Here is an 11,952-nt window from a genome sequence, read left to right as displayed (position 1 = left end):
GATTATCTACCAGGGAATCGCGGAGCTTGTTTGCTTTTAGGTGATGAAGCAGGTTTCGATTTGTCTTTTTTTACTCCCTTATTTATCTCTTTGACGAGTTTAGCGATTCGTTCTTTTTCAACTTTATCAGCTTGGTATTCATCTTGTTCTTCAGAAGTAGGTTGTGTCAACAAGATGTCAATATTCATGTCAGGGATGTCAACTTTATCACCAATACGAAGTTTTTTACCACGACGACTTTCTAACTCCCCATTAAAGTAAACAGAATGTTCAGCGAGAAATGATTTGATAGCCCCTCCGCTATGTGTAATTCCAAGTTCTTTGAGTAGTGCTTGGAGGGTAATAAATTCTTCAAATAATTTGTATTCCATAATTCACCTCAATCTTTGGTATTATACCATATTTTCCTAAAAATAGTGAGAGAAACAGGGAAAAATGTAAGCGATTTTTATTTCAAAAGTGTTACAGAGAATAAGAAAATTTCAGGTTTTCGTGATATAATAGAAGTCTGTATATAAGGAGGTAAATCATGGAGTTAGTGCATGGAATTTCAACATATTTTATCCAATCAAAGAAGTTTAAAACGAACAAAATTACCGTGCGTTTTACAGCTCCATTATCTCTTGATACGATTGCAGGTCGCATGTTGAGTGCGAGTATGCTAGAAACAGCTAACCAGATGTATCCCACTTCTCAAGATTTGAGAAGACACTTGGCCAGTCTATACGGTACAGATATGTCAACCAATTGTTTCAGAAGAGGGCAAAGTCACATTGTAGAATTGACATTTACTTATGTTCGTGATGAGTTTTTAAGTAGGAAAAATGTGTTAACTTCACAGGTTTTGGAACTAGTAAAAGAAACTCTTTTTTCATCCGTAGTAGTTGATAATGGATTTGATCCAGCCTTATTTGAAATTGAGAAAAAGCAATTGCTAGCAAGTTTAGCAGCTGATATGGATGATTCTTTTTATTTTTCACATAAAGAATTAGACAAATTATTTTTTCATGATGAACGTCTACAATTGGAATACAGTGATTTACGAAATCGTATTTTAGCTGAAACTCCACAAAGTTCTTATTCTTGTTTCCAAGAATTTTTGGCCAAAGATCGAATAGATTTCTTTTTCTTAGGTGATTTTAATGAGATTGAAATTCAAAATGTATTAGAATCATTTGGTTTTAAAGGTCGAGAAGGTAATGTGAAGGTTCAGTATTGTCAACCTTATTCCAATATCCTCCAGGAAGGCATGGTTCGGAAAAATGTGGGACAGTCTATTTTAGAGTTGGGCTATCATTGCTCTGCTGAATATGGTGATGAGCAACATTTACCTATGATTGTAATGAATGGTTTACTGGGTGGATTTGCTCACTCTAAACTATTTACAAATGTCCGTGAAAATGCTGGATTGGCTTATACTATTTCAAGTCAGCTTGATTTATTTAGTGGGTTCTTGAGGATGTATGCTGGTATCGATCGAGAAAATCGGAACCAGGCTCGTAAAATGATGAATAATCAACTGCTTGATTTAAAAAAAGGATATTTTACAGAGCTTGAATTAGAGCAGACCAAGGAAATGATTCGTCGATCTTTGTTACTTTCTCAAGATAATCAAGGTTCATTGATTGAACGTGCTTATCAAAATTCTTTACTTGGGAAATCTTCAGCAGACTTTAAAGGTTGGATTGCAAAACTCGAGCAAGTTGACAAAGATGCTATTTGTAGAGCAGCTAATAATGTGAAACTACAGGCGATTTACTTTATGGAAGGAATAGAATGACAAAGGTTGTTTTTGAAGAAAAATACTATCCAGCTGTAAAAGAAATGGTTTATCGAACTCGTTTGTCAAATGGATTGACAGTTGCTCTTTTGCCTAAAAAGGAATTTAAAGAGGTTTACGGGAGTGTAACTGTACAATTTGGTTCGGTAGATACGCTTGTCACAGAAGTTGACGGAGATGTAAAAGAATATCCTGGAGGAATTGCTCATTTTCTTGAACATAAATTATTTGAGAGAGAAGATGCTAGCGATTTGATGTCAGCTTTTACGAGTCTAGGTGCGGATAGCAATGCCTTTACAAGCTTTACAAAAACAAACTATCTTTTTTCAGCAACGGATTATCTCTTAGAGAATGTAGATTTACTTGATGAATTGGTGACATCAGCACATTTTACTGAAGATTCCATTTTAAGAGAGCAGGATATTATTCAGCAAGAACGAGAAATGTATCAAGATGATCCAGATTCGTGTTTATTCTTTTCAACTTTAGCGAATTTGTATCCTGGTACACCTTTAGCAACTGATATAGTTGGAAGTGAGGAGTCCATTTCCCAAATTAATCTAACTAATTTGCAAGAAAATTTCACAAGGTTTTACAAACCTGTAAACATGTCTCTGTTTTTAGTTGGCAATTTTGATGTGGATCAAGTACAGGACTATTTTGAAAGAAAAGAACTGGAAGATTTAGATGTTCAGGAAGTAGCAAGAGAAAAGTTTGTTTTAAAAGATGTAAAGCAAACAGACAGTATGAGAATGGAAGTATCTTCTCCTAAACTAGCGATTGGTGTTAGAGGTAAACAAGATGTTGCTGAGGATGATTGCTATCGACATCATATTTTATTAAAATTATTGTTTGCAATGATGTTTGGTTGGACTTCGGATCGTTTTCAAAAGTTATATGAATCAGGTAAAATTGATGCGTCCTTATCTCTTGAAGTTGAAGTAACAAGTCGCTTTCATTTTGTTATGTTGACAATGGATACAAAAGAGCCAGTTGCTTTATCTCATCAGTTTAAAAAGGCTATTCGTAATTTTACAAAGGATTTAGATATTACAGAGGATCATTTAGATATTATAAAAAGAGAGATGTTTGGAGAATTTTTCAGTAGCATGAACTCTCTTGAATTTATTGCAACGCAATATGATGCTTTTGGACAAGGTGAGACAATCTTTGATTTGCCAAAGATTTTACAGGAAATTACTTTAGAGGATGTCCTTGATGCTGGATATCATTTAATAGATGATGGTGATATAGTTGATTTTACAATATTCCCATCGTAGTAACTAATCATAATAGACACTAGAAACATAATAGAAACTAGAAAGAAGGAATGACAAGTATGAGGAAAAAAACAATTGGTGAGGTTTTACGTTTAGCTAGAACTAACCAAGGGTTGACTTTAGAAGAATTACATAAAAAAACAGAAATTCAGTTAGATATGTTGGAAGCAATGGAAGCTGATGATTTTGATCAACTTCCTAGTCCATTTTATACTCGTTCTTTTTTGCGTAAGTATGCATGGGCAGTTGAGCTAGATGAGCGAATTGTCTTGGATGCTTATGATTCTGGGAGCATGATTACTTATGAGGAAGTAGATGTTGATGAAGACGAGTTGACAGGCAGGAGACGTTCAAGTAAGAAAAATAAGGCATCATTTTTACCTTTATTTTATTTTATACTCTTTGCATTATCGATTGTCATTTTTGTGACCTATTATGTTTGGAATTATCTCCAGACTCAACCTGAGCGTTCATCTGCGTCTAGTTATAGTGTAGTCCAAGCAACAAGCTCAACTAGTTCTGTAACTTCATCCTCAAGTAGTAGTTCATCAAGTAGCTCTTCGAATATGGAACCAGCTATAACGGTATCAGGTGAAGGAAATCAAGTAGAAGTTGCTTATAAAACGAGTAAGGAAACTGCAAAATTACAATTATCAGTCTCAGATGCTAGAAGTTGGGTTAGTGTTTCAGAAAGTGAGCTTGAGGGTGGAGTGACCTTATCACCAGATAATAAAAGTGCGGAAACAACAGTTTCAACTAAAAATTCTGTCACCATTACTTTAGGTGTTGTCAAAGGTGTAGCTTTAACAGTAGATAATCAGACCGTTGACTTATCAAAATTAACAGCTCAGACTGGGAAAATCACTGTAACCTTTACTAAAAATTAAGGAAAAACGAATGAAAAAAGAACAAATTCCAAATCTCTTAACAATAGGTCGAATTCTCTTTATACCTATTTTTATCTTTATTTTAACGGTAGGAAATTCGATAGAGAGTCATATAGTAGCAGCTATTATCTTTGCTATTGCCAGTATTACCGATTATTTAGATGGATATTTAGCTCGTAAATGGAATGTGGTCAGTAATTTTGGTAAATTTGCAGATCCTATGGCGGATAAGTTACTAGTAATGTCAGCTTTTATTATGCTGATTGAGTTAGGTATGGCTCCAGCTTGGATTGTTGCAGTTATTATCTGTCGTGAGTTGGCTGTGACAGGTTTAAGGCTTTTATTGGTTGAAACTGGTGGAACGGTTTTAGCAGCAGCAATGCCTGGAAAAATTAAAACTTTCAGTCAGATGTTTGCCATTATTTTCTTGCTATTACACTGGAATTTGATTGGCCAAGTTCTACTTTATGTAGCCTTATTTTTCACTATCTACTCTGGCTATGATTATTTCAAGGGTAGTGCCTATGTATTTAAAGGGACATTTGGTTCGAAATGAAATCAATAATTGATGTTAAAAATCTTTCTTTTCGCTATAAGGAAAGTCAGGAATACTACGATGTGAAGGATATTACGTTTCACGTGAAACGTGGAGAATGGCTTTCGATTGTAGGGCATAATGGTAGTGGTAAATCAACGACGGTTCGATTAATTGATGGTTTACTGGAAGCAGAATCTGGAGAGATTGTAATTGATGGCCAACGTTTGACTGAGGAAAATGTTTGGAATATACGTCGTCAAATCGGTATGGTTTTTCAAAATCCAGATAATCAATTTGTTGGAGCGACTGTTGAAGATGATGTTGCCTTTGGTTTGGAAAATCAGGGACTTTCTCGACAAGAAATGAAAAAAAGAGTGGAAGAAGCTTTGGATTTGGTTGGCATGTTGGACTTTAAAAAGAGAGAGCCAGCTCGTCTGTCAGGTGGTCAAAAGCAACGTGTGGCTATTGCAGGTGTTGTAGCCCTAAGACCAGCTATTTTAATCTTAGATGAAGCAACGAGTATGTTGGATCCTGAGGGACGTAGAGAACTGATTGAGACAGTAAAAGGAATTCGGAAAGACTATGATATGACGGTCATTTCCATTACACATGATTTGGAAGAAGTTGCCATGAGTGATCGTGTGTTGATCATGAAAAAAGGGTCAATTGAATCAACTAGTAGTCCAAGGGAGCTTTTCTCTCGAAATGATTTGGATCAAATTGGATTAGACGATCCTTTTGCTAATCAATTAAAACATTCTTTGAGCCAGAATGGCTATGATTTGCCTGAAAATTATTTGACAGAAAGTGAGCTAGAAGATAAGCTATGGGAATTGCTCTAGAAAATGTGAGTTTTACGTATCAAGAAGGGACTCCCTTAGCGTCAACAGCTTTGTCAGATGTTTCTTTGACGATTGAAGATGGTTCTTATACGGCCTTAATTGGCCACACAGGTAGTGGTAAATCAACTATTTTACAACTATTAGATGGTTTATTGGTGCCAAGCCAAGGGAGTGTGCGGGTTTTTGATACCTTAATCACCTCGACTTCTAAAAATAAAGATATTCGTCAAATTAGAAAACAGGTTGGCTTGGTATTTCAGTTTGCTGAAAATCAGATTTTTGAAGAAACGGTTTTGAAGGATGTTGCTTTTGGACCGCAAAATTTTGGAGTTTCTGAAGAAGATGCGGAGCAGATTGCGCGTGAGAAACTGGCTCTGGTTGGAATTGATGAATCACTTTTTGATCGTAGTCCGTTTGAGCTATCAGGTGGACAAATGAGACGTGTCGCCATTGCAGGCATACTTGCCATGGAACCAGCTATATTAGTCTTAGATGAACCCACAGCAGGCCTAGATCCCCTGGGAAGAAAAGAGCTGATGAATTTGTTCAAAAAACTCCACCAGTCAGGGATGACCATTGTCTTGGTAACGCATTTGATGGATGATGTTGCTGAATATGCGAACCAGGTATATGTGATGGAAAAGGGACGTTTAGTTAAGTTTGGTAAACCTAGTGATGTCTTTCAAGATGTTGTTTTTATGGAAGAAGTTCAGTTGGGAGTACCTAAAATTACAGCTTTTTGTAAACGATTGGCTGATAGAGGCGTGTCATTTAAACGATTACCGATTAAGATAGAGGAGTTCAAGGAGTCGCTAAATGGATAGTATGATTTTGGGGCGTTATATCCCAGGGGATTCGATAGTTCACCGATTGGATCCACGCAGCAAATTACTGGCTATGATGCTACTGATTTTGATCGTTTTTTGGGCTAATAATCCCTTGACGAATCTGATTCTTTTTATAGCGACAGGGATCTTTATTGCCTTGTCAGGAGTATCTCTTTCATTTTTTATTCAGGGCTTGAAGTCTATGTTTTTCTTGATTGCCTTCACAACTATTTTTCAACTGTTTTTCATTTCTAATGGGAATGTTTTATTTGAGTTTTCGTTTGTGAGAATCACGGATTATGCTTTGCAACAAGCTGGAATTATCTTTTGTCGCTTTGTATTGATTATTTTCTTTTCTACTTTGTTAACCTTAACGACCATGCCCTTAAGTTTGGCATCAGCTGTCGAAGCTCTATTAGCACCTTTAAAGAGTATGAAAGTTCCAGTTCATGAAATTGGATTGATGCTGTCTATGAGTTTGCGTTTTGTCCCAACCTTGATGGATGATACGACGCGGATTATGAATGCACAGAAAGCGCGTGGAGTGGATTTTGGAGAAGGAAGTATTGTTCAAAAGGTGAAGGCTATGATTCCCATTTTGATTCCTCTTTTTGCGACAAGTTTAAAACGTGCGGATTCCTTGGCTATCGCAATGGAAGCGCGTGGTTATCAGGGTGGAAAAGGCAGAAGTCAATATCGACAATTGAAATGGACTCGAAAGGATACGCTGACCATTCTTGTTATTATCATACTTGGTTGTTGCTTATTTTTCTTAAAATCTTAGTAGCTTTCAGGAATTGATAAAAAGTTACTGTAACAGTTTTTGATATAAAGGTAGGGATATGAACCGTTTTAAAAAATCAAAATATGTCATTATTGTTTTTGTCACTGTTCTGCTTGTGTCAGCTCTCTTAGCGACGACTTATTCAAGTACAATTGTGACAAGATTAGGAGATGGAATCTCAGTGGTTGATAGGGTTGTGCAAAAACCTTTTCAGTGGTTTGATTCTGTCAAATCAGATTTGGCTCATTTGACACGCACTTATAATGAAAATGAAAGTTTGAAGAAACAGATTTACCAATTAGAAGTTAAATCAAATGAGGCGGAAAGTTTAAAGATGGAAAATGAACAACTGCGCCAATTGCTTGATATGAAGTCCAAATTGCAAGCTACAAAGACTTTGGCAGCAGATGTTATTATGCGATCTCCGGTATCTTGGAAGCAGGAGTTGACCTTAGATGCAGGCAAATCAAAAGGGGCTTCTGAGAATATGTTAGCAATTGCAAATGGTGGCTTGATTGGGAGTGTCTCAAAAGTAGAGGAGAACTCTACCATGGTCAACCTTCTGACAAATACGGAAAATGCTGATAAGATTTCTGTTAAAATTCAACATGGTTCTACTACAATTTATGGAATTATTGTTGGCTATGACAAGGAAAATGAAGTTCTAAAAATTAGTCAATTAAATAGTAGTAGCGATATTAGTGCAGGAGATAAGGTGACCACTGGTGGATTAGGAAACTTTAACGTTGCTGATATTCCTGTTGGTGAAGTGGTTGCTACAACGCATAGTACGGACTACTTGACACGAGAAGTAACGGTTAAATTAAGTGCAGATACTCATAATGTGAGTGTGATAGAATTAGTGGGGAATTCATAATGAGACAGTTGAAGCGAGTTGGAGTATTTTTATTGCTTCCTTTCTTTGTTCTAATTGATGCCCATATTAGCCAGCTTTTGGGCTCATTTTTTCCCCATGTACAGTTGGCCAGTCATTTTCTATTTTTGTTTCTCTTATTTGAGACGATTGAAGTATCAGAGTATTTCTATTTAGCTTATTGTTTTGTAGTGGGTTTGGTTTATGACATTTACTTTTTCCACTTGATCGGGATTGCGACTTTGTTGTTCGTCTTGTTGGGAGTATTTCTCCATAAATTTAATAGTGTTATTTTATTGAATCGTTGGACGAGAATGTTGGCAATTATTGTCATGACTTTTCTATTTGAGATGGGAGCTTATATACTTGCATTAGTGGTAGGTTTAACTGTGGATAGTATGTCTTTATTTATAGTCTATAGTTTAGTACCATCAATGATTTTGAACCTTATATGGATGATTATCTTTCAGTTTATTTTTGAAAAATTTTATCTATAAGAAAGAAATAAAAATGTAACAAAGGCGTAATATTCATTAGGCCTTTTTTTGGTATACTAGTAATGTCTTTAAAAGAAGGAGTATCTACGAAATATGAAGAAAAAAATCTTAGCGTCACTTTTACTAAGTACAGTAATGGTTTCTCAAGTAGCTGTTTTAACAACTGCGCATGCAGAAACGACTGATGACAAAATTGCTGCTCAAGATAATAAAATTAGTAACTTAACAGCACAACAACAAGAAGCCCAAAAACAAGTTGATCAAATCCAGGAGCAAGTATCTGCTATTCAAACAGAGCAATCAAACTTGCAATCTGAAAATGATAGACTACAAGCAGAATCTAAAAAGCTTGAGGGTGAAATTACAGAACTTTCTAAGAATATTGTATCTCGTAATGATTCGTTGCAAAAACAAGCTCGTAGTGCTCAAACAAATGGAGCTGCAACAAATTATATCAATACAATTGTGAACTCAAAATCAATTACAGAAGCTATTTCACGTGTTGCTGCAATGAGTGAAATAGTATCTGCAAACAACAAGATGTTGGAACAACAAAAAGCAGATAAAAAAGCTATTTCTGAAAAACAAGTAGCAAACAATGATGCAATTAATACAGTTATTGCCAATCAGCAAAAACTAGCTGATGATGCTCAAACATTAACTACAAAACAAGCAGAATTGAAAGCTGCAGAATTGAATCTTGCTGCTGAAAAGGCTACAGCAGAGGATGAAAAAGCAAGTTTACTTGAGAAAAAAGCTGCAGCGGAAGCAGAAGCTAAAGCAGCTGCAGAAGCAGAAGCTGCTTATAAAGCTAAACAAGCAAGTCAACAACAAACAGTTGTTTCTTCTGGGAATACAACTTTCACAGCAGAAGTTCAAGCAGTATCTACTACCTCTTCATCTGAATCATCTTCAAGTAGTGTTTCAACAGAATCAACAAGCTACACTCCTGCACCGGTAAAACATCGTCCAACATACAGTACAAACGCTTCAAGTTATCCAATTGGTGAGTGTACATGGGGAGCTAAAACATTAGCGCCTTGGGCTGGAGATTACTGGGGTAATGGAGCACAGTGGGCTACAAGTGCAGCTGCTGCAGGATTCCGCACAGGATCTACACCTCAAGTTGGTGCCATTGCATGTTGGAATGATGGTGGATATGGACACGTAGCAGTAGTTACAGCTGTTTCATCATCAACAAGTATCCAAGTATCTGAATCAAACTACGGTGGAAACCGTACAATCGGAAATAAACGTGGTTGGTTCAATCCTACTACGACTTCAGAAGGTTTTGTAACATATATCTATCCAAACTAATGAATAAAACAAAGAGGCTCGATTTGAGTCTCTTTTATGATTTATATAGTTACCTTACTTTAAAAATCTGCTAAAATCACTTGAAAGTATTGAAAAAGTATGGTAAAATGAAACTTGTCGTGTGAACGATAATACTCATTCTTGATGAATTGTGAAACAGTTGCCTTTGGGTCGTTTTGCGAGTTGAAGTCAAGAAGAGGAAAAAAACAAAAAGGAGAAATACTCATGGCAGTAATTTCAATGAAACAACTTCTTGAGGCTGGTGTACACTTTGGTCACCAAACTCGTCGCTGGAACCCTAAGATGGCTAAGTACATCTTCACTGAACGTAACGGAATCCACGTTATCGACTTGCAACAAACTGTAAAATACGCTGACCAAGCTTACGATTTCATGCGTGATGCAGCAGCTAACGATGCAGTTGTGTTGTTTGTTGGTACTAAGAAACAAGCAGCTGATGCAGTTGCTGAAGAAGCAGTACGTTCAGGTCAATACTTCATCAACCACCGTTGGTTGGGTGGAACTCTTACAAACTGGGGAACAATCCAAAAACGTATCGCTCGTTTGAAAGAAATCAAACGTATGGAAGAAGATGGAACTTTCGAAGTTCTTCCTAAGAAAGAAGTTGCACTTCTTAACAAACAACGTGCACGTCTTGAAAAATTCTTGGGTGGTATCGAAGATATGCCTCGTATCCCAGATGTTATGTACGTAGTTGACCCACATAAAGAGCAAATTGCTGTTAAAGAAGCTAAGAAATTGGGAATCCCAGTTGTAGCGATGGTTGACACAAACACTGATCCAGATGATATCGATGTAATCATCCCAGCTAACGATGATGCTATCCGCGCTGTTAAATTGATCACAGCTAAATTGGCTGACGCTATCATCGAAGGACGTCAAGGTGAAGATGCAGCAGCAGTTGAAGCAGAATTTGCAGCTTCTGAAGCTCAAGCAGATTCAATCGAAGAAATCGTTGAAGTTGTAGAAGGCGACAACGCTTAATTCATATAAATAGTAATTACCTAGGAGGGCGGGGCTTAGCCCGGCTCTCCTATTTTTAAAAAATATAGGAGAATCAAAATGGCAGAAATTACAGCTAAACTTGTAAAAGAGTTGCGTGAAAAATCTGGTGCCGGAGTTATGGACGCTAAAAAAGCGCTTGTAGAAACAGACGGTGACATCGAAAAAGCGATTGAATTGCTTCGTGAAAAAGGTATGGCTAAGGCAGCTAAGAAGGCTGACCGTGTTGCTGCAGAAGGATTGACTGGTGTTTATGTTAACGGTAATGTTGCAGCAGTTATTGAAGTAAACGCTGAAACTGACTTCGTTGCGAAAAATGCTCAATTCGTTGAATTGGTAAATACTACAGCTAAAGTTATTGCTGAAGGAAAACCTGCTAATAATGAAGAAGCTCTTGCTTTGACAATGCCTTCAGGTGAAACTCTTGAAGCTGCATATGTATCTGCAACAGCAACTATCGGTGAAAAAATCTCATTCCGTCGTTTTGCTTTGCTTGAAAAAACAGATGCACAACACTTTGGAGCATACCAACATAACGGTGGACGTATCGGTGTTATTTCAGTTGTTGAAGGTGGAGACGAAGCACTTGCTAAACAATTGTCAATGCACATCGCAGCGATGAAACCAACAGTTCTTTCTTACAAAGAATTGGATGAGCAATTCGTTAAAGATGAGTTGGCACAATTGAACCACGTTATCGACCAAGATAACGAAAGCCGTGCAATGGTTAACAAACCAGCTCTACCACACTTGAAGTATGGATCAAAATCTCAATTGACTGATGAAGTGATTGCTCAAGCTGAAGCTGATATCAAAGCTGAGTTGGCTGCAGAAGGCAAACCAGAAAAAATCTGGGACAAAATTATTCCAGGTAAAATGGATCGCTTCATGCTTGACAACACTAAAGTTGACCAAGCTTACACACTTCTTGCACAAGTTTACATCATGGATGATAGCAAGACAGTTGAAGCATACCTTGAATCAGTTAACGCTTCAGTAGTTGAGTTCGCTCGCTTTGAAGTTGGTGAAGGTATTGAGAAAGCTGCAAACGACTTTGAAGCTGAAGTTGCAGCTACAATGGCAGCAGCCTTGAATAACTAATTATAGAAAGGAAGTAAATTTGCTTCCTTTTTTCTATGCAGTCGATCCCTATAGGGCTATAGGGAGAGCTTCCTATTTTGGCTCTATAATATTTGTAGTGGGTAAATCCCCTATGGATCTTATGGAGCCTATTTTGTTGTAGAAAAAAAGTCCCATATGACCTATAATGAAAAGCGACTAAACAACTCATTAGAAAGATTCA

At 36.9% G+C, this 11,952-nt stretch carries 13 protein-coding genes; 12 read left to right on the top strand and 1 reads right to left on the bottom strand.

The window, feature by feature from the left end:
- Nucleotides 1–2: 2 nt before the first annotated feature.
- Nucleotides 3–371 carry a S4 domain-containing protein YaaA gene (gene yaaA / locus QM843_RS08650; RefSeq protein WP_414304783.1) on the bottom strand — a complete coding sequence of 123 codons (369 nt, stop codon included), beginning with the start codon at nucleotides 369–371 and terminating at the stop codon, nucleotides 3–5.
- 158 nt (nucleotides 372–529) lie between these two features.
- Here yaaA and yfmF point away from each other — a divergent pair, with 158 nt between their 5' ends.
- The 12 genes from yfmF to tsf all read left to right on the top strand — a co-directional run bounded on the left by yfmF (nucleotide 530) and on the right by tsf (nucleotide 11,750).
- On the top strand, nucleotides 530–1,780 hold the full coding sequence (gene yfmF, locus QM843_RS08645) for an EF-P 5-aminopentanol modification-associated protein YfmF (protein ID WP_414304784.1): 1,251 nt from the start codon (nucleotides 530–532) through the stop codon (nucleotides 1,778–1,780).
- The gene (gene yfmH / locus QM843_RS08640; protein ID WP_414304785.1) at nucleotides 1,777–3,060 is read left to right on the top strand and encodes an EF-P 5-aminopentanol modification-associated protein YfmH; all 1,284 of its coding nucleotides are present in this window, start codon (nucleotides 1,777–1,779) and stop codon (nucleotides 3,058–3,060) included. The genes yfmF and yfmH overlap by 4 nt, the downstream gene beginning before the upstream one ends.
- A gap of 59 nt (nucleotides 3,061–3,119) precedes the next feature.
- Entirely contained in the window at nucleotides 3,120–3,947 is an 828-nt protein-coding gene (rodZ, locus tag QM843_RS08635) for a cytoskeleton protein RodZ (protein WP_136936737.1), read from the top strand.
- Nucleotides 3,948–3,957: 10 nt separating this feature from the next.
- Nucleotides 3,958–4,503 (top strand): CDP-diacylglycerol--glycerol-3-phosphate 3-phosphatidyltransferase, encoded by a 546-nt coding sequence (gene pgsA / locus QM843_RS08630; protein WP_414304786.1) that lies wholly within the window; start codon nucleotides 3,958–3,960, stop codon nucleotides 4,501–4,503.
- Entirely contained in the window at nucleotides 4,500–5,327 is an 828-nt protein-coding gene (locus QM843_RS08625; protein ID WP_045612486.1) for an energy-coupling factor ABC transporter ATP-binding protein, read from the top strand. Before pgsA ends, QM843_RS08625 begins: the two co-directional genes overlap by 4 nt.
- Nucleotides 5,312–6,151 carry an energy-coupling factor transporter ATPase gene (locus QM843_RS08620; RefSeq protein ID WP_000510419.1) on the top strand — a complete coding sequence of 280 codons (840 nt, stop codon included), beginning with the start codon at nucleotides 5,312–5,314 and terminating at the stop codon, nucleotides 6,149–6,151. The genes QM843_RS08625 and QM843_RS08620 overlap by 16 nt, the downstream gene beginning before the upstream one ends.
- Nucleotides 6,144–6,938, top strand: coding sequence for an energy-coupling factor transporter transmembrane component T family protein (locus QM843_RS08615; protein ID WP_000377896.1), 795 nt, complete (start codon nucleotides 6,144–6,146; stop codon nucleotides 6,936–6,938). Before QM843_RS08620 ends, QM843_RS08615 begins: the two co-directional genes overlap by 8 nt.
- Before the next feature lie 58 nt (nucleotides 6,939–6,996).
- Complete coding sequence (mreC, locus tag QM843_RS08610; RefSeq protein WP_153208965.1) at nucleotides 6,997–7,815, top strand: rod shape-determining protein MreC; 819 nt, start codon at nucleotides 6,997–6,999, stop codon at nucleotides 7,813–7,815.
- Nucleotides 7,815–8,309: a rod shape-determining protein MreD gene (gene mreD, locus QM843_RS08605; protein WP_084926266.1), complete on the top strand. Its 495-nt coding sequence runs from the start codon at nucleotides 7,815–7,817 to the stop codon at nucleotides 8,307–8,309. The genes mreC and mreD overlap by 1 nt, the downstream gene beginning before the upstream one ends.
- A 93-nt stretch (nucleotides 8,310–8,402) precedes the next feature.
- Complete coding sequence (gene pcsB, locus QM843_RS08600; protein WP_261117131.1) at nucleotides 8,403–9,626, top strand: peptidoglycan hydrolase PcsB; 1,224 nt, start codon at nucleotides 8,403–8,405, stop codon at nucleotides 9,624–9,626.
- Between the two features lie 225 nt (nucleotides 9,627–9,851).
- Entirely contained in the window at nucleotides 9,852–10,631 is a 780-nt protein-coding gene (rpsB, locus tag QM843_RS08595) for a 30S ribosomal protein S2 (RefSeq protein ID WP_000268459.1), read from the top strand.
- Nucleotides 10,632–10,709: 78 nt separating this feature from the next.
- On the top strand, nucleotides 10,710–11,750 hold the full coding sequence (gene tsf, locus QM843_RS08590; RefSeq protein WP_203175210.1) for a translation elongation factor Ts: 1,041 nt from the start codon (nucleotides 10,710–10,712) through the stop codon (nucleotides 11,748–11,750).
- Nucleotides 11,751–11,952: the final 202 nt, after the last annotated feature.

Origin of the sequence: Streptococcus mitis (genome assembly GCF_047463435.1) — a bacterium.
Lineage (GTDB): Bacteria > Bacillota > Bacilli > Lactobacillales > Streptococcaceae > Streptococcus > Streptococcus mitis_DS.
Note: the sequence above shows the minus strand (reverse complement) of the source record. Positions and strands in the feature narration are given on the sequence as shown.